The 16,718-nt window shown below is 70.9% G+C and carries 18 protein-coding genes; 7 read left to right on the top strand and 11 right to left on the bottom strand.

The features are described 5' to 3' along the window. The first annotated feature begins 72 nt into the window (after positions 1-72). Positions 73-435, top strand: coding sequence for a hypothetical protein (locus EXE58_RS08205; protein ID WP_135267427.1), 363 nt, complete (start codon positions 73-75; stop codon positions 433-435). Positions 436-496: 61 nt separating this feature from the next. Here the strand turns inward: EXE58_RS08205 and rplI are convergent, their stop codons facing one another. From rplI to EXE58_RS08180, 5 genes are all read right to left on the bottom strand, one after another. After that, on the bottom strand, positions 497-943 hold the full coding sequence (gene rplI / locus EXE58_RS08200) for a 50S ribosomal protein L9 (RefSeq protein ID WP_135267426.1): 447 nt from the start codon (positions 941-943) through the stop codon (positions 497-499). Between the two features lie 17 nt (positions 944-960). Continuing rightward, on the bottom strand, positions 961-1,197 hold the full coding sequence (gene rpsR, locus EXE58_RS08195) for a 30S ribosomal protein S18 (protein WP_057322350.1): 237 nt from the start codon (positions 1,195-1,197) through the stop codon (positions 961-963). A gap of 83 nt (positions 1,198-1,280) precedes the next feature. Further along, a complete protein-coding gene (locus EXE58_RS08190; protein WP_135267425.1) occupies positions 1,281-1,886 on the bottom strand; it encodes a single-stranded DNA-binding protein in 606 nt (201 codons plus the stop codon). A gap of 105 nt (positions 1,887-1,991) precedes the next feature. Then, a complete protein-coding gene (gene rpsF / locus EXE58_RS08185; protein ID WP_135267424.1) occupies positions 1,992-2,282 on the bottom strand; it encodes a 30S ribosomal protein S6 in 291 nt (96 codons plus the stop codon). A 140-nt stretch (positions 2,283-2,422) separates the two neighbouring features. After that, positions 2,423-2,938 carry a hypothetical protein gene (locus EXE58_RS08180; RefSeq protein ID WP_135267423.1) on the bottom strand — a complete coding sequence of 172 codons (516 nt, stop codon included), beginning with the start codon at positions 2,936-2,938 and terminating at the stop codon, positions 2,423-2,425. Between the two features lie 160 nt (positions 2,939-3,098). On the opposite strand from EXE58_RS08180, the gene EXE58_RS08175 reads away from it, so the two are divergent. Together EXE58_RS08175 and EXE58_RS08170 are read left to right on the top strand one after the other, a co-directional pair. After that, positions 3,099-4,040, top strand: a complete 942-nt coding sequence (locus EXE58_RS08175; RefSeq protein WP_244242488.1) for a serine/threonine-protein kinase — start codon at positions 3,099-3,101, stop codon at positions 4,038-4,040. A 33-nt stretch (positions 4,041-4,073) separates the two neighbouring features. Beyond that, positions 4,074-4,868: a deoxyribonuclease IV gene (locus EXE58_RS08170; RefSeq protein WP_135267421.1), complete on the top strand. Its 795-nt coding sequence runs from the start codon at positions 4,074-4,076 to the stop codon at positions 4,866-4,868. 18 nt (positions 4,869-4,886) lie between these two features. On the opposite strand, the gene EXE58_RS08165 is transcribed toward EXE58_RS08170, so the two are convergent. Continuing rightward, entirely contained in the window at positions 4,887-5,522 is a 636-nt protein-coding gene (locus EXE58_RS08165; protein ID WP_244242487.1) for a class F sortase, read from the bottom strand. Continuing rightward, the gene (locus EXE58_RS08160) at positions 5,515-6,567 is read right to left on the bottom strand and encodes a hypothetical protein (protein WP_135267420.1); all 1,053 of its coding nucleotides are present in this window, start codon (positions 6,565-6,567) and stop codon (positions 5,515-5,517) included. Before EXE58_RS08160 ends, EXE58_RS08165 begins: the two co-directional genes overlap by 8 nt. A 290-nt stretch (positions 6,568-6,857) precedes the next feature. Between EXE58_RS08160 and EXE58_RS08155 the strand changes: the two genes are divergently transcribed. Both EXE58_RS08155 and EXE58_RS08150 read left to right on the top strand, forming a co-directional pair. After that, entirely contained in the window at positions 6,858-8,039 is a 1,182-nt protein-coding gene (locus EXE58_RS08155) for a lipid II:glycine glycyltransferase FemX (RefSeq protein WP_279638266.1), read from the top strand. Further along, positions 8,036-9,118, top strand: a complete 1,083-nt coding sequence (locus EXE58_RS08150) for an alanine racemase (RefSeq protein WP_135267419.1) — start codon at positions 8,036-8,038, stop codon at positions 9,116-9,118. The genes EXE58_RS08155 and EXE58_RS08150 overlap by 4 nt, the downstream gene beginning before the upstream one ends. Before the next feature lie 40 nt (positions 9,119-9,158). Here EXE58_RS08150 and EXE58_RS08145 read toward each other — a convergent pair whose 3' ends face one another. Continuing rightward, the gene (locus EXE58_RS08145; protein WP_135267418.1) at positions 9,159-10,235 is read right to left on the bottom strand and encodes a hypothetical protein; all 1,077 of its coding nucleotides are present in this window, start codon (positions 10,233-10,235) and stop codon (positions 9,159-9,161) included. A gap of 16 nt (positions 10,236-10,251) precedes the next feature. Beyond that, on the bottom strand, positions 10,252-12,666 hold the full coding sequence (locus tag EXE58_RS08140; protein WP_167288749.1) for a transglycosylase domain-containing protein: 2,415 nt from the start codon (positions 12,664-12,666) through the stop codon (positions 10,252-10,254). 85 nt (positions 12,667-12,751) lie between these two features. On the opposite strand from EXE58_RS08140, the gene EXE58_RS08135 reads away from it, so the two are divergent. Further along, a complete protein-coding gene (locus tag EXE58_RS08135) occupies positions 12,752-13,321 on the top strand; it encodes a PadR family transcriptional regulator (protein ID WP_135267416.1) in 570 nt (189 codons plus the stop codon). A 74-nt stretch (positions 13,322-13,395) separates the two neighbouring features. Further along, positions 13,396-14,481 (top strand): inositol-3-phosphate synthase, encoded by a 1,086-nt coding sequence (locus EXE58_RS08130; RefSeq protein ID WP_135267415.1) that lies wholly within the window; start codon positions 13,396-13,398, stop codon positions 14,479-14,481. Positions 14,482-14,598: 117 nt separating this feature from the next. Here EXE58_RS08130 and EXE58_RS08125 read toward each other — a convergent pair whose 3' ends face one another. Both EXE58_RS08125 and EXE58_RS08120 read right to left on the bottom strand, forming a co-directional pair. After that, positions 14,599-15,132: an SRPBCC family protein gene (locus EXE58_RS08125; protein WP_135267414.1), complete on the bottom strand. Its 534-nt coding sequence runs from the start codon at positions 15,130-15,132 to the stop codon at positions 14,599-14,601. A gap of 60 nt (positions 15,133-15,192) precedes the next feature. Beyond that, positions 15,193-16,668, bottom strand: coding sequence for a CCA tRNA nucleotidyltransferase (locus EXE58_RS08120; protein WP_425271674.1), 1,476 nt, complete (start codon positions 16,666-16,668; stop codon positions 15,193-15,195). Between the last annotated feature and the right edge of the window lie 50 nt (positions 16,669-16,718).

Genomic DNA, 16,718 nt, shown 5'->3' with positions numbered 1-16,718 from the left:
CCTGATGGGGTCGGGGGCCAGCGGTGGCGACACCGCTGGCCCCCGACTTCTCTGCGCTGACACACTGGAGAGATGAAGGCCCTCGTCACGCTCACGCTGCTGCTCGCGCTGGCGGGCTGCGGCGAGCGTGCAGACGACGAGAGGGCCGAGGAGCCGGAGGCGACCATGACCGAGGAGTCCCAGCCCGCCGTCGTGCGCGACGCCATCGCCGACCTCGCCGAGCGTCAGGGGGTCGACGCCTCGGCGATCAGCCTCGTCGCCCGCGAGGAGGTCACCTGGCGCGACGGGAGCCGAGGCTGCGCCCAGCCGGGGATGTCGTACACCCAGGCACTCATCGACGGCAGTCGCATCACCCTGCGCCTCGATGGCAAGGACTACGAGTACCACTCCGGGGGCTCGCAGCCACCGTCCCTGTGCGAGAAGCCCACGCAGTAGAGGCAGAAATGGCGAACGGCCCGCCGCCCCCGGAGGGACGACGAGCCGCGAGCGGGATGCGTCAGGCAGGCACCACGTTGAGCGAGACCGAAGCGGACACGCCCTCGTGCAGCTTGACCGACACGTCGTGCGCGCCGAGCGTCTTGATCGGGTTGGCGACCACGATGGTGCGGCGGTCGACCGACTCGCCCGAGGTGGCGGAGATCGCGTCGGCGATCTCGGCGGTGGTGACGGCGCCGAAGAGGCGACCGCCCGCACCGGCACGGACCTTGACGTTGACCGCGTTGGCCTCGAGCTTGGTCTTGACCTCCTGCGCGTGGCCCTCGTCGCGGACGGCGCGGGCAGCGCGGGCGGACTTGATCGACTCGATGGTCTTCTCGCCGCCGCGCGTCCACTTGATGCCGAGGTTGCGGGGGATGAGGTAGTTGCGGCCGTAGCCGTCCTTGACCTCGACCACGTCGCCGGGGGCGCCGAGTCCGTCGACTTCCTGGGTCAGGATGAGCTTCATGAGTTGTCCTTCCCCTCTCAGCGACCGGTGGAGGTGTAGGGCAGCAGGGCCAGCTCGCGTGCGTTCTTGACGGCGATGGCCACGTCGCGCTGGTGCTGGACGCAGTTGCCGGTCACGCGACGGGCGCGGATCTTGCCCCTGTCGGAGATGAACTTGCGGAGGAGCGTGGTGTCCTTGTAGTCGACACCGGTCGCCTTCTCCTTGCAGAACTGGCAAACCTTCTTCTTCGGCTTGCGAATCACTGCCTTGGCCATTGTGGTGCTCCCTTTCAGTGAGCCCGGCCCTGAAGGCATTCAGGGACGGAATGGATGTGGATGTCTTGCTCTGGAACTTCGGATCAGAACGGGGGCTCTTCGGCGCCGCCGACGCCGGGGGCACCCCACGGGTCGTTGGCGGGCCCGCCCTGGGGCTGACCGCCGCCCTGCTGGCCTCCCCAGCCGCCGCCGCCCTGCGCCGGAGCGCCGGGGGTGGCCCAGGGGTCGTCGGCCGGAGCGGACTGCTGCCCGCCCTGCTGGCCGCCTCCGCCGGCGTAACCGCCACCGCCACCGCCGCCGTAACCGCCGGCACCGCCGCTCTGGCGAGTGGTCTTGGCGACCTTGGCCGTGGCGTACTTCAGCGCGGGACCGATCTCGTCGACGTCGATCTCGAAGACCGTGCGCTTCTCACCCTCGCGGGTTTCGTACTGGCGGGACTTCAACCGGCCCTGGACGATCACCCGCATGCCGCGCTGGAGGGACTCGGCGACGTTCTCCGCCGCCTGGCGCCACACCGAGCAGGAGAGGAACAGCGCGTCGCCGTCCTTCCACTCGTTGGTCTGACGGTCGAAGGTGCGCGGCGTCGACGCGATCCGGAAGTTGGCCACGGGAGCACCCGAGGGGGTGAACCGCAGCTCCGGGTCGTCGACGAGGTTGCCGACCACCGTGATGACTGTCTCGCCTGCCATGTCAGGTCTCCTCAGGTTGATCTGTCCGGGTGCTGTGAGGCTCCATCAAAGCGTGGAGCGCCGACAGCGGGAAGGTCTTTCCACAGGCCCGTGCGGGCCGAGTGGTCAGTGTGCGTCGGGACGCATGACCTTCGTGCGGAGGATCGACTCGTTCAGCCCGAGCTGGCGGGCGAACTCCTTGACCGTGGCGGGCTCGGCCGACAGCGTGATGACGGCGTAGATGCCCTCGGCGTTCTTCTGGATCTCGTAGGCCATCCGGCGACGTCCCCAGACGTCGACGGACTCCACGGAGCCACCGTCCTTGCGGATGACGTTGAGGTACTTGTCGAGCGAAGGCTCGATGGTGCGCTCGTCGAGACTGGGCTCGAGGATGACCATGACTTCATAAGCACGCATAGCGGTCTCCACCTCCTCTGGGCTTGGCGGCCACGGACGTTCCGTGGCAGGAGGGCTGTGCGTCACGGCGCTGCGACATTTGGTCGCGGGCCGTGTGGGTGGAACTCGTTGCCGCGAGGCAACCGGGAAAGACTATCGGCTCACTCCGCGCCACGCCGCATCGCCGCGAGCGCCGTACCGGCACCCACGCTGAGCAGCGCCAGCCAGTAGCCGATGCCGTGGCCCTGGTCGATCATGTCGCACACCGAGTCAGCCATGAACGTGCCGTCGTCGCAGCCGCCCCCTGGGAACACGAAGAGCGCGAGGATCGTGCAGGCGGTGGCGAGGCCGAACAGGCCCAGGACGAGGGTGCGCACCGGCACGGGGAGCGCGATGCCCACGATCTTCAGGACCAGCACGATGGCGGCGGCGAGGGCGCACACGGCACCGAACCACCCGAAGAATCCGTGCCAGGCGGTGGCCGAGTCGCCGCCGAAGCCCTTCACAGACACGGTGTAGTAGGGCATCAGCGAGGCGACGAACGCCACCAGGCCCGCGGCGACGGTCGCGAGGTCGAGCCTGTCAGCACCCTTGAGTGCCTCGGCGGCCCTCGCGGCGTCGGGGGTCGAGCGGGTGCTCGGGTCGGGCGTGGTGGCTTCAGGGTCGTGCTCGGACATCGGGGCTCCCGTCTCGCGGCCCCCGTGGCAGGCGCCGACCAGGGCGAGGATGTCGGACGGCCCGGGGCCCGGCAAGCCAGTGGTCCAGACCGCCCACCGCCTGGGGCCGCCTGTGGATGGGCCGGACGTACGACGCCGCCCCCGGCTAGCGTCGGCGGTCGTGACCACTCCACGCCTCCCGGGTGCCGACGCCTCGCGGCGCCAGGCCGTGGTCGCCGGACGCTACGTGCTGCAGGAGCAGATCGGCATGGGCGGCATGGGGTCGGTGTGGCGGGCACGCGACCAGAGGACCGGGTCCGACGTGGCGGTCAAGGTGCTGGGCCAGCACAGCGGCGCCCTCCTGGCCCGCTTCGTCAGGGAGCAGGCGATCCGCATCCGCCACCCGCACGTCGTGGCACCGACCGGCTGGGCGGCCGAGGACGACCTGGTCGTGCTCGTGATGGACCTCGTCCCCGGGGGCTCGGTCGCCGACCTCCTGCGCGAGCACGGGCCGCTCCCGGCCGGGTACGCAGCCGTGCTCGTCGAGCAGCTGCTGCTGGGCCTGGCCGCGGTGCACGGCGCCGGACTGGTGCACCGTGACGTGAAGCCCGCCAACCTCCTGCTCGAGGCGACGGGCTCAGGTCGGCCACACCTGAGACTGGGCGACTTCGGGGTCGCGGGCCCGATCGCGGACCGCCGGTTCACGACGGTCCCGGGCGCGATCGGCACCGACGGCTACATGGCACCGGAACAGGCTCGGGGCGCCTCACCCGACCCGTGCCAGGACCTCTACGCCGTGGGCCGGGTCGTCCTCCAGATGGTGACCGGGCAGACGGCGACGCGCCAGATCGCGCCCCAGGACGACCCGCTGCCGTCGCATCCGCTGCGCCCGCTCATCGAGCGGCTCCTCGTGCCCGACCCCGAGCACCGGCTGGCGACCGCCGAGGCCGCGCTGCGCCTGCTGCGGCGGCTGGACATCCCCGCGGAGGCCGGGCCAGCGGTGCCCGACCGGCTCGGCACCGCCCCCCGCCGACACACCGACTGGTGGGGCTGGGCGGCGGTGGCGGGTCTCTGCGTCGTCATCGCAGTCAGCCTCGCGGTGCTGGTGGCGGTCGTGCGGTGAGGTGTGTCGGTCTGCGCGCCTATCGTGGGCGCCATGAGCCTCAGCATCGGAGCCCACGTCGACCAGGCCGACCCGGTCGCCCAGGCGCAGGCGCGCCAAGCCCCCTTGGTGCAGTTCTTCCTGGGAGACCCCCAGGGCTACAAGGGTCCAGAGATCAGGTTCCCCGGAGGCGCCGTGGCCCTGCGTGAGGCGGCCGCAGCAGCCGGCGTCGACCTCTACGTCCACGCGCCCTACATCATCAACGTCGCCACGACCAACAACCGCATCCGCATCCCCAGCCGCAAGCTCCTCCAGCAGCACATGGACGCCGCCGCCGAGATCGGCGCCAAGGGTCTCGTCGTCCATGGCGGGCACGTCAACAAGTCCGACGACCCCCAGGTGGGCTTCGACAACTGGCGCAAGGCGGTCGAGGCCACCGATCTCAAGATCCCCCTCCTGATCGAGAACACCGCCGGCGGTGACAACGCCATGGCCCGCCGCCTCGACCGGATCGCCGGGGTGTGGGACGCCATCAGCGCGGCGTCAGGCAGCGAGCAGGTCGGGTTCTGCCTCGACACCTGTCACGCCTGGGCCGGCGGGATCGAGCTCGGCGATGCCGTGGCCCGGGTGCGCTCGATCACCGGTCGGCTCGACCTGGTGCACGCCAACGACTCACGTGACAGCTTCGACTCCGGGGCCGACCGCCACGCCAACTTCGGCGCCGGCAACCTCCCGCCGGACGAGTTCGCCGCCATCGTGCGGGAGGCGGGGGCTCCGGTCATCTGCGAGACGCCGGGTGGTCCCGAGGAGCACCTCGCCGACTTCGCCTGGCTGCGCGAGCGGGTGTGACGGACCAGGAGCGTTCGGTCAGTCGCCCTCGCGCGGCTCGGCCATCACGACCACGCTGCTGAGATAGGTCTCGCCGTCCCAGTCCTCGCACGTGACCAGCATCAGGCGAGGGGCCCCGCCCTGCCTGAAGAGCCGGCGGTGCTGTCGCGCCACCTCGTCGGTGGAGTAGATCCGGACCGAGGTGACGTCGTACGACACCTGCGTGCGACCGTCGGCCACGATGACCTCGTCACCGGGCTGCAGGTCCTCGAGGTCGTCGAGCGCCCCTCCGCCGGTGTGGACGGTGTGCCCGGTGATGACGGCCGTGCCGGGGTCGCCCGGTCGAGCGCCGCCGCGCCACCAGCCGAGGCGCTGCGGGTCGGCCGGCGGGACGATGGTGCGGTCGACCGCCTTGATGGCGTCGACCTGGGCTCGCACGTCGAGGCTCGGGATCAGGACGCGTCGCGGAGCGCCGGGTGGCGGGGGCGTCTCGACCGCGGCTGGAGCGGAGCTGATCGGCTGCAGCCGAGGTGGTGCCGGGACGTCCTCCGCGCGGGGGGCCCCGCCGTCTCCGCGCTGGAGTGCCAGCCCGGAGAGCACGAGAGCGGGCACGGCCGACGCCAGCACCACGTGGGTGAGGCGTCGGCCGCGCCGTGCGCGGGTCAGGTCAGCCACGAGCCTGTCGGTACCAGGCCGCGCCACCGAGGGCGCCGCTGAGGAGCACCAGGAGCATGGCCATCAGCGATCGGGTGGCCTCGTCCTGCTCGGCCAGGGGGCCGGCCGCGACAGCCTCGTCGGCAGCGTCGCTCCCGGCTGCGACTGCGAGCGGCAGGGCAGCGGCGGGTGCCTGGGCAGGAGCACTGGCAGCCTTCTGCGGCTGGGGGGCAGATGCCTGGACGCCGAGCACCTCGGCCTCGGGCGCCTCGACCTGGGGCTGCTCGGCCTCTTCCTCCTCACCCAGCACCTCCGGGGTGGGAGTCGTGGTCGGCGACACGGCGGTCGTCGGCGCCACCTCGGTGGTCGGCGTGACGGACGGCGTGACCTCCGGGGTGACGCTGGGCGTCACGGACGGCGTGACGGAGGGGGTCACCGAGGGGGTCTCGGACGGCTTCTCCGTCGGCTTCTCCGTCGGCTTCTCGGTCGGCTTCTCGGTGGGCGTCTCGGTCGGCGTCTCGGTCGGGGTGGGGGGGTTGCAGCCCTCCACCCAGAAGACCTTGTGCTTGACGTCGGCGCCCTGCGAGCCGGGAGTGTTGATCGTGAGCTTCACGTGGTAGCCCTGCTGTGCGTGGGGCGCGCCGGTGAAGGAGAGCGTGTAGACCTGCGTGCCGTCGTGGCCGGAGTCGGTGCCGGCGCCGCTCTGCGGGTCATCCCCGACGAAGACGGACGAGGGTCCGTTGACGGTCATGCCGACACCGGTGGTGGGTGCCTGCTCCTCGAACGTGACCTGCGAGATGATCCCGGGTCCCTCGTCGAAGCCGTACCACTCGACCTGGAAGACGCATCCCACGTGCGGGGTGTTCTGCGGGATGCCGTCCATCTCGCCGTAGGGGGCGATCTTCACGGTTCCGTTGTTGCCGCGGGGGTCCCCGGCATTGCCGTTGCCGTTGCCGGGCACTGCGAACGCCGGCACGGCGGCTGCGGCGAAGGTAGACCCGAGGACGAGGGCCGCGACAGCAGCCAGGCTGCTGCGGGCTCGAGTGGCGCGATGCGGGGCAGACATGGTGGGGCTCCTCCGTTGGGGCTGACCGACCGGGTTTCGGTGGCAAGGGTGATAAACGACGAGGAGGCGGCTAGGTCACGCCCACGCGTCACGGGAGTATTGCCCGAATGGGGGATGGCACACCCCCCAGATGGGCTATTCCTAGTGGTTCCTAGGGACTATCCCAACCAAAGCAAGACGAAACGTTGTACTTCGACACCGTCGCAACCATTTCCCCGGTCGATGCGTCTCCTGTGTGCAGGGGCCAGACGCGCGCGGGGGGTGCGTCTGGCCCCTTGTAGCCTCGCCCTGTGTCCAGCCCCCGCAAGACCACCCCTTCCCCCATCTCTTCCCCGACCGCCCCACTCACCGTGCGGACCATCTCCACGCAGGAGCACCGCGACTTCGTCGAGAGCCGCCCTTGGGCGAGCTTCCTGCAGACGCCCGCGTGGGCCGAGGTCAAGCCGGAGTGGCGCGCCGAGTCCGTGGGCTGGAGCCGGGACGGCGTGCTCTGCGGCGCCGGGCTCGTGCTGCTCCGCCAGCTGCCGAAGGTCAAGCGCTACCTCGCCTACCTCCCCGAGGGACCCGTCATCGACTGGGACGACCCCGACCTCGGGGCGTGGCTCACCCCGCTGACGGCCCACCTCCGCGCGCGTGGTGCCTTCGCCGTGCGGATGGGTCCGCCCGTCGTCACCCGCCGGTGGTCGGCGGAGCAGGTGAAGGCCGGGATCGCCGACGACTCGGTGCGTCGCCTGGGCGACGTACCTCCCTCGGAGCGGTCGCAGACCGGCGCGCGAGTGGTGTCGCAGCTGCACGAGCTCGGCTGGCGGCCCCAGGCTGTCGAGGGGGGCTTCGCAGCCGGCCAGCCCCAGTTCAACTTCCAGATCCCGCTGGTCGACGGCGACGGCAGCCCCCGCAGCGAGGACGACGTCCTCAAGGGCATGAACCAGCTGTGGCGGCGCAACATCAAGAAGGCCGCCAAGGCAGGGGTTGAGGTGACGCGCGGGAGCCACGCCGACCTCGCCGCGTTCCACGACCTCTACGCCCACACCGCCGAGCGCGACCACTTCACGCCGCGCCCGCGCTCCTACTTCGAGACGATGTACGACGCCCTCAACGGCGAGGCCGACGACCGGCTCACGCTCTGGCTCGCCCACCACGAGGACGACCTGGTGGCCGCCACCATCTCCATCCGTGTCGGGACCCACAGCTGGTACTCCTACGGCGCCTCCTCCACCGAGAAGCGCGAGGTGCGCGGCTCCAACGCGGTCCAGTGGGAGATGATCCGCGACGCGCTCCGGTCCGGCGCCCACGTCTACGACCTGCGCGGCATCACCGAGACCCTCGATCCGGACGACCCCCACATGGGCCTCATCCAGTTCAAGGTCGGCACCGGCGGCGAGGCCGTCGAGTACGCCGGCGAGTGGGACCTCGCCCTCAACAAGCCGCTCTACAAGGCGTTCGAGCTCTACCTCCGGCGGCGGTCGTCGTGACCCTGACCCTGACCGTCGACGGGGAGCGCTGGCGTCGCCACCTGCTCGAGGTGGTCGGCCGCAACCCCGGGATCGTCCCGGTGGCCAAGGGCAACGGCTACGGCTTCGGCGTCGGCCGGCTGGCCCGTCGTACCCAGTGGCTCTCCGAGCACCTCGAGCCCTCCGCGCCTCCGGTCGACCTGCTGGCTGTCGGCACCTACTCCGAGGTCGCCGACGTCGCGACCCGCTTCCACGGCGACGTGCTGGTCCTGACGCCGTGGCGGCCCCGGGGTGCCGCCGAGGACGCGCCCTCGACCGTGGCTGCTCGCCTCGTCCACACGGTCAGCCGGCTGGACGACCTGGTCGAGCTCACCGACCGCGACCCGGGTGCACGCTTCGTGCTCGAGCAGCTCACCTCGATGCGGCGCCACGGGATGACCCGGCGCGAGCTCGAGGAGGCAGTGGGCGTGGTCGCGCAGCGTCGCCTGCGCGGCCTGGTCGGGGTCGCGCAGCACCTGCCGCTGCGCGCCGGGTCCCACGTGGGCGAGGTGACGCGCCTGTTGAACGACGTGGTCGCGACCGGAGCCACCACCCGCACCGTCCTCGTCAGCCACCTCACCCCCGACGAGCTCGCGCGGTTGCGGGCCAGCCACCCCGACTTCACTATCCGGCCGCGGATCGGCACCGACCTGTGGCTGGGCGACCGCGGTGCCCTGCGGGTGACGGCGACGGTCCTCGACGTCCACGCCCTCGAGCGGGGTGAGACGTTCGGGTACCGCGGCCGGTCCGCACCCAAGGGCGGACACCTCGTCGTGGTCAGCGGAGGCACCGCGCACGGCATCGGGCTCGAGGCTCCGACCGGCGACCAGTCGCTGCGCTCCCGCGCGGCCACGATCGCCAGGGGCGGCCTCGACGCCGTGGGCTTCGTGCGGTCGCCGTTCTCGTTGGACGGCAAGCAGCGCCTCTTCGCCGAGCCGCCCCACATGCAGGCCTCGATGCTCTTCCTCCCACAGGGGGCGCGGGTGCCCCAGGTGGGCGAGGACGTCGAGGTGAGGGTGCGGTTCACCGCGACCCACTTCGACAGGGTCGACGTCAAGTAGAGCGACAGGCTCGACGTCAGCCCGCGCGACAGGGTCGACGTCAAGTGGCGCGAGCCCGGAGCGCGGCCACGGCCAGCCAGATCAGGCCGGCGCACCGGATGACGACCGCCACCCAGTAGGCACGGGGGTCACCCCCGTCGCTCGGGGCGAGCAGCCCGGCGAGGTACCACCCCGTGATCGCCCACGACACGAGCTCGCACCCCTGCCACAACAGCAGGTCGCGCCAGCCTAGGTCGGCGGCCGCTGCCAGCGGCAGCAGCAGGAGCGCCGCCTCCGGCGGAGCCGACGGCGCCAGCAGCAGCACCGCGACTGCGGGCACCAGCACCGTCCGGGCGGCGACCGCCGCCCCGTCGAGCTCGTGCCGGCGTACGACGACCCGTGCGGCGACCGCGGCGAGCGCGACGAGGACGGCCATCAGGACGAGTCGCGCCGCCCTGCCCTGCTGCGCACCGGCAGCCTGCTCAAGCACCAGCCACACGGACCCGGTGTCCGGGGTGGAGGTGGTGAGCACCGGATGGGCGAAGGTGACGAGGAGGAACCCGCCCACTGCCGTGGCGAGGAGGGCGGGGGTGCCCCGGTCACGCACGGTCCAGGCCCACAGCACCAGGCACACGCCGAGCGCCGCGACGAGGTCCCAGGAGAGCCAGTGGACCGCGAGCACGGGCGCCGCGGCCCAGCCGGCCGCGGCCCACGGGCTCGAGCCGTCCAGGCGCGCGAGGAGCACGGTCGCCACCAGCGCCAGGGCTGCGAGCAGGAGCCCCAGGACCGCGACCGTGGCGACCTGGTCCCCTCCGGGCAGCGGGGCCGCGAGGCGTTCCGCGGCCCGGGTGAGGCCCGACGCGGGCCACGGCGCGGAGCCCCGGGACGCAGGCACGCCCGCGAGCTCGGTCCAGCACAACCGGGCGTAGGGCTGGGTGTCGCCCGACCACGACGAGGTGGCGCAGGCCGTCCGCGATGCCATCCCCGCGGCGAGCACGACCGCCGTCGTCGCCAGCAGCACCCGCTGGGGGGACCACCAGGGATGGTGCCCCGCGTGGCTGCCGAGAGGCCCGCCGACCACCTCGCTCAGCGTCGCGACGACCGGGTCGACCTGCGTCGGGGCGTCGTCCGCGCGCATGGCGGGAGGCACGGGATCAGTGCCGGTCCGCGCCCGAGCGGGCGGGCGTGGCTGCAGTCGGCGTCGCCGTGGACGTGGGTGTCGGAGTCGGGCTCGACGGAGGCGGCGAGGCCGTGGGGGTGGCGGTCGGCGTCGGCGTCGGCGTGGGCGTCGGTGTGGGCGTCGGCGTGGGCGTCGGTGTGGGCGTCGGGACCACGGTCGGCGGCACGGTCGGCGGGACCGTCGGAGGCACGGTCGGCGGGACCGTCGGGGTCTCGGTCGGGGTCTCCGTCGGGGTCTCCGTCGGCGTCTCGGTGGGGGTGCCGAACGTCGGCGACTTGGTCGGCTTGCTGGGGCGCTTGGTGGGCGAGGGCTGCGACGGCGGCGGGGTGTACTCGTGACCGTCGTCCGGGGCGTCGCCGTCGACGTAGGCCGGCTCGGGGAACTCCTCGACCTCCATGCCCTCCATCACCCGCTGCATGAGCGCCGTCCACGTCTTGGCGGGGTAGTTGCCGCCGAAGTAGCCGGACTTGCCGTCGGAGCTGGTGGGGAGCCAGAGGTCGGCACCGTCGGGTCTCGGCACGTCGAGCGGACCGCGGCCGTTGCCGCGGACGTACATCACCGCCGTCGAGACCTGCGGCGTGTAGCCCACGAACCACGACGACGTCACGTCGCCATCGTCGTTGGTCGCGGTGCCGGTCTTGCCCGCCGCGGGTCGCTCGAGGGCGAGCGCCTCGGTCCCGGAGCCCTCCTCCACCACCTGCTGGAGGGCGTAGGTGACGTCGGAGGTGATGTCCTCGTCGATGGTGCGCTCGCTCGTGTCGGAGACCTCGTAGAGGGTCTCCCCCGACCGGTCGACGACCTTCTGCACCACGTGAACGTCGTTGCGGACGCCGCCGTTGGCCAGCGTGGCGTAGGCGTTGGCCATGTTGATCGGGCTGACCTGGGCCGTGCCCAGGGTGACGCCGACGTTCTCCTGGATGTCCACCGACTTGTCCGGGATGCCGAAGCCGGCAGGCTCTGCTCCGGGGATGCCCATGTCCTCCGCGGCCTGGATGACCTTCTGCGGGCCGTCCTCCATCGAGTCGACCATGTCGACGAAGGCGGTGTTGATGGAGTTCTCGGTCGCGGTGATCATCGAGACGCCCGAGCCGTAGTCGGTGTCGCCCTGGTTCTCGAACTCGGTGCCGGCGATGTCGATGGGGCTGTTGCCCTCGAAGGTGTCGTTGAGCGAGAAGCCGTCGCGGATCGCGGCGACGTCGGTGGCGGCCTTGAAGGTCGACCCGGCCATGCCGCCGGCGACGGCCCAGTTGATCTGCGACTTGAGGTAGTCCTGACCGCCGTAGAAGCCGAGCAGGGCGCCATTGCTGGTGTCGACCGAGGCGGCCGCGACGTGCAGCTCGTCGTTGCCGGGATCACCGGGCATGCCGGCGTCGGGGCGCTGCTCGGTGACCGACTCCTCGACCTCCCGCATCACCTCGGGGTCGAAGGTCGTGGTGATCTGGAGGCCGCCGCCGTCGATCTGGTCCTCGGAGGCGATCCCGCGGTCGAGGATCTCCTTCTTGACCAGGGCGAGCATGTGGCCCTTCTGGCCGCCGTACTGGCTCTGGGCCGCGATCTTGGGGAACTTGGGAAGCCGCTTCGCCGCCTTGGCCCGCTGCTCCTCGGTGATCGACTCCATCTCCGCCATCTGGGTGAGCACGTTGTCGTAGCGGACCCGTAGCTCCTCCTTGGCGTCCTTCCCACCAGCCGGGTCGAACCGGCTGGGGTTGTTGAGGACCGCGGCGAGCACGGCGGACTCACGAAGGTTGAGGTCCTGGGCGTCCTTGTCGAAGTAGGCCTGTGCCGCGGCCTGGATGCCGTAGGCGCCGCGACCGAAGTAGATGGTGTTGAGGTAGCCCTCCAGGACTTCCTTCTTGCTCATCTGCTGCTGGATCTTCAGCGAGACGATGGCTTCCTTGATCTTGCGCTCGTAGCTCTGCTCGCTGGTGAGGTAGAGGATCTTGACGTACTGCTGGGTGATGGTCGAGGCCCCCTGGGTGGTGCCCTGGGAGGCGTTCTGGAACGCCGCGCGGAGGATGCCGCGGGGGTCGATGCCCTTGTCGCTCCAGAAGGTCTGGTTCTCCGCGGCGACCACCGCGTCCTGGATGGTCTGCGGCATCTCGTCGTAAGGGATCGAGACGCGGTTCTGGTCCTCGTAGTAGGTGCCGAGCTGGGTCTTGCCGTCCTGGTAGTAGACGAAGGTCGTCTGCGCCTGGAACGCCGAGTTGGGCTGGGGGATGCCGATCGCCTGGTAGAGCACGACGAGGACGCCGGCCAGCACGAGCACGCCCACGGCACCGAGGACGAGGACCGTCTTGGCAGCGCTGCGCAGGCGCTCCTTGGTCGTACGAGGCTTCTTCGGCCGCCGCTTCACCGGCGGGCCCGACGCCCTGCGCTTCTTGGCACTCACGGCGGCAAGAGTACGCACCATGCGCTCGAACTCATGGTTTCGCCCGGAGTTCACGCTCAGTGGATATATCGCTACGATAGATCGCGTGGCACGCCGTGGAGACACCATCGAGCTCGCAGTCCTCGGACTGCTGCACGAGGGACCCATGCACGGCTACGAGCTGCGCAAGCGGCTCAACCTGATGCTCGGCTGGGGTCGGGTGCTGTCCTACGGCTCCCTCTACCCCGCGCTGAAGAAGATGCTGCGCACCGGGCTGCTGTCCGAGGTCACCACCACGACCGCGGTCACCAGGCGACCCAGGATCGTCTACGAGGTCACCGAGGCAGGCCACGCCGAGTTCGAGAGGCTGATGTCCGAGGTCGGGCCCTCCGCGTGGGAGGACGACAACTTCGACATCCGGTTCGCCTTCTTCGGGCGCACCGACATGGAGATCCGGCTCCGGGTCCTGGAGGGGCGTCGTACCCGCCTCCAGGAGCGGCTCACCCGGGTCCAGGCCGAGCTCGAACGCACCCAGGAAGAGGTCAACCGCTACGCCGCCGAGCTCCAGCGCCACGGAGTCGAGTCGGTCGAGCGGGAGGTCCGCTGGCTCTCTGACCTGATCCAGGCCGAGCGCGGCGAGCGCCCCGCCTCTCCGGAGGCACCAGCACAGTCCTGAGCACGACCTCCACAGTCCTGAGCAAGACCGCAAGACCACACGAAGTTTCCGACACACCAGACAAGGAGACCCCCATGGGTTCCGTACGAGTGGCCGTAGTGGGAGTGGGCAACTGCGCCACCTCCCTGATCCAGGGCGTCGAGTACTACAAGGATGCAGACCCGGCCGGGAGCGTCCCCGGCCTCATGCACGTGGTCTTCGGCGACTACCACGTCAAGGACGTCGAGTTCGTCGCCGCCTTCGACGTCGACGACAAGAAGGTCGGCAAGGACCTCTCCGAGGCCATCAACGCCTCCGAGAACAACACCATCAAGATCACCGACGTGCCGACCCTCGGTGTCGAGGTCCAGCGCGGCCCGACCCTCGACGGCCTCGGCAAGTACTACCGGCTGACCATCGAGGAGTCCTCGGCCGAGCCGGTCGACGTCGTCCAGGTGCTCAAGGACCGCGAGGTCGACGTGCTCGTGTCCTACCTCCCGGTGGGCTCCGAGGAGGCCGACAAGTTCTACGCGCAGTGCGCGATCGACGCGGGCGTCGCCTTCGTCAACGCGCTGCCCGTCTTCATCGCCTCCGACCCCGAGTGGGCCAAGAAGTTCGAGGACGCCGGCGTCCCGATCGTCGGCGACGACATCAAGTCCCAGGTCGGCGCCACCATCACCCACCGCGTGATGGCCAAGCTGTTCGAGGACCGCGGCGTCACCCTCGACCGCACCTACCAGCTCAACGTCGGCGGCAACATGGACTTCAAGAACATGCTCGAGCGCGAGCGCCTGGAGTCAAAGAAGGTCTCCAAGACCCAGGCCGTCACGTCCAACCTCACCGGCGCGCTCGCCGACGTCGGCGCCGATGACCGCAACGTGCATATCGGTCCCTCCGATTACGTCGCCTGGCTCGACGACCGCAAGTGGGCCTACGTCCGCCTCGAGGGTCGCGCCTTCGGCGACGTCCCGCTCAACCTGGAGTACAAGCTCGAGGTCTGGGACTCCCCCAACTCCGCGGGCATCATCATCGACGCCGTGCGCGCCGCCAAGATCGCCAAGGACCGCGGCATCGGCGGCCCGATCCTCGGTGCGTCGGCCTACCTGATGAAGTCCCCGCCCGTGCAGATGGCCGACGACGACGGCCGCGCCGAGCTGGAGAAGTTCATCCGCGGCGAGTGAGTCGCTGGCGGCCGCTGGAGTGGTTCCAGCGAGTCGCCGACGAACTGCGGCCGTACGACGACCCGGAGCGATCCGGGGGCGTCGTACGGCCGCAGTTGCTTTTTGGGGATCCCCCGATCAGGCCTCGGCCTCGGCCTTGATGCGCCCGAGGGTCTGGCTCATGCCCTCACGGAGCTCCTGCTGGAAGATCCGCTGCCCGCCGAGGACCCGGTCGACGAGGACGTGGGAGATCCGCGAGGTGCCGTGCGGCGCCTCCCGCCGCTGCACGAGGCGCGTGCCACCTGCCATCGGCTCGAGCGTGAACGACCACACGGTGTTGTTCTCACGGACCTTGAAGGCGACCTCGACGGCCGGCTCGAACCGCACCACCTTGGTTGACGTCGGCCACAGGAGGAGCCCGCGTCGGTTGAGGTTCACCATCGCCGAGCCCAGCCGCACGGGGCGACCGCCACGGAGGAAGGTGCGCACGACCTGCGGGCTCCACTCCGCCATCCGCGGCAGGTCGGAGACGAGCGACCACACCTTCTCGACAGGCGCCATGATCTCGATGCTGTCCTCGAGCAGGGGCTCGACCTCGTGACCGGCAGCCGGTGACTGGGCCTCGCCGGAGGTCGGAACGGACGGGGGCGGGGTGGCGGTCTGCTCTTCCATGCGCCAGAGACTAGGGGTGGGGCGGCAGGAACTGCGGCCGGGCGACCGCGGCCCGGTCGCTCAGGCCTGGCGGTCGGCCCACCACTGACGCAGCGCGGCCTCGGCCTCGGCGGCTGACTTCGGTCCCTCGTCCATCCTCAGCTCGAGGAGCCAGGAGTAGGCCTCGCCGACCTCGCGGCCGGGACCGATGCCGAGGATCGACATGATCTGGTTACCGTCGAGGTCGGGCCGGATCGCGGCGAGCTCCTCCTCCTCGGACAGGCGCGCGATGCGGGCCTCGAGCTCGTCATAGGTACGACGCAGCCGCGCCGCCTTGCGCTCGTTGCGGGTGGTGCAGTCGGCCCGGGTGAGGATGTGCAGCCGCTCGAGCTGGTCGCCGGCGTCGCGGACGTAACGGCGCACGGCCGAGTCGGTCCACTCTCCGGAGCCGTAGCCGTGGAACCGGAGGTGCAGCTCGACGAGCCTGGCCACGGCGTCGATCTCGGCGTTGGCGAAGCGCAGTGCCCGCATCCGCTTGCGGGTGATCTTGGCGCCGACGACGTCGTGGTGGTGGAAGGTCACCACCCCACCGCTCTCGAAGCGTCGGGTCCGGGGCTTGCCGACGTCGTGCATGAGGGCGGCGAAGCGGGAGACGAAGTCGGGCTCGCCGCCCAGGCGCTCCTCCTGGTCGATCGTCTGCTCGAGGACCGTCAGGGTGTGCTCGTAGACGTCCTTGTGGCGGTGGTGCTCGTCGCGCTCGAGGGCGAGGGCCGGCAGCTCGGGGAGGACGTGCTCGGCGAGGCCGGTCTCGACGAGGAGGGTCAGGCCCAGCCGCGGGTGCGGCGCGCAGACCAGCTTGACCAGCTCGTCGCGCACGCGTTCGGCGGAGATGATCTCGATGCGCCCCGCCATCCGGGTCATCGCGGCCACCACCTCGGGAGCGACGGTGAAGCCGAGCTGGGCGGCGAACCGCGCGGCACGCATCATGCGCAGCGGGTCGTCGGAGAAGGAGTCCTCGGGGCGGCCCGGAGTGCGCAGGGTCCGCTCGGCGAGGTCGAGCAGCCCACCGTGGGGATCCTCGAACACCCGGCCCGGGACGCTGACCGCCATGGCGTTGACCGTGAAGTCACGGCGACCGAGGTCACCGGCGAGCGAGTCGCCGAAGTCGACGTCGGGCTTGCGGGAGGAGGGGTCGTAGCTCTCGGAACGGTAGGTGGTGATCTCGACCTGCCAGGGGCCGAACCGTGCGCCGATGGTGCCGAAGTCCCGGCCCATGTCCCAGATCGCGTCGGCCCATCCCTTGAGGAGGCGCTCGGTGACGTCCGGCCTCGCGCTCGTGGCGAAGTCGAGGTCGTTCTGGAGGCGACCCAGCATGGCGTCGCGCACGGGACCCCCGACCAGGGCGAGCTCCTCGCCGGCGTCGGCGAACCGGGCCCCCAGCTCGTCGATGACGGGGCCGAGGCGGTCCAGCTCGGCGGCGACCCGGCGCTGGACCTCCGCCAGCTGGAGAGGCGGGTGGAGCGGAGGCTGCGGAGAGGGATGGGGCGCGTCGGACACGACGAGCGAGTCTACGTGCCGGGCCGGGGGGTACTGCCAGGGAGCAACTA

It is taken from the genome of Nocardioides seonyuensis (assembly GCF_004683965.1).
GTDB lineage: Bacteria > Actinomycetota > Actinomycetes > Propionibacteriales > Nocardioidaceae > Nocardioides > Nocardioides seonyuensis.
Note: the sequence above shows the minus strand (reverse complement) of the source record. Positions and strands in the feature narration are given on the sequence as shown.

What these genes read in the sequence shown, in the direction of transcription:
- rpsF (WP_135267424.1), bottom strand. Translation starts at nt 2,282, where the DNA reads ATGCGTGCTTATGAAGTCATGGTCATCCTCGAGCCCAGTCTCGACGAG.
- rplI (WP_135267426.1), bottom strand. Translation starts at nt 943, where the DNA reads ATGAAGCTCATCCTGACCCAGGAAGTCGACGGACTCGGCGCCCCCGGC.
- rpsR (WP_057322350.1), bottom strand. Translation starts at nt 1,197, where the DNA reads ATGGCCAAGGCAGTGATTCGCAAGCCGAAGAAGAAGGTTTGCCAGTTC.
- EXE58_RS08205 (WP_135267427.1), top strand. Translation starts at nt 73, where the DNA reads ATGAAGGCCCTCGTCACGCTCACGCTGCTGCTCGCGCTGGCGGGCTGC.
- EXE58_RS08160 (WP_135267420.1), bottom strand. Translation starts at nt 6,567, where the DNA reads ATGTCTGCCCCGCATCGCGCCACTCGAGCCCGCAGCAGCCTGGCTGCT.
- EXE58_RS08180 (WP_135267423.1), bottom strand. Translation starts at nt 2,938, where the DNA reads ATGTCCGAGCACGACCCTGAAGCCACCACGCCCGACCCGAGCACCCGC.
- EXE58_RS08190 (WP_135267425.1), bottom strand. Translation starts at nt 1,886, where the DNA reads ATGGCAGGCGAGACAGTCATCACGGTGGTCGGCAACCTCGTCGACGAC.
- EXE58_RS08145 (WP_135267418.1), bottom strand. Translation starts at nt 10,235, where the DNA reads ATGCGCGCGGACGACGCCCCGACGCAGGTCGACCCGGTCGTCGCGACG.
- EXE58_RS08170 (WP_135267421.1), top strand. Translation starts at nt 4,074, where the DNA reads ATGAGCCTCAGCATCGGAGCCCACGTCGACCAGGCCGACCCGGTCGCC.
- EXE58_RS08130 (WP_135267415.1), top strand. Translation starts at nt 13,396, where the DNA reads ATGGGTTCCGTACGAGTGGCCGTAGTGGGAGTGGGCAACTGCGCCACC.
- EXE58_RS08125 (WP_135267414.1), bottom strand. Translation starts at nt 15,132, where the DNA reads ATGGAAGAGCAGACCGCCACCCCGCCCCCGTCCGTTCCGACCTCCGGC.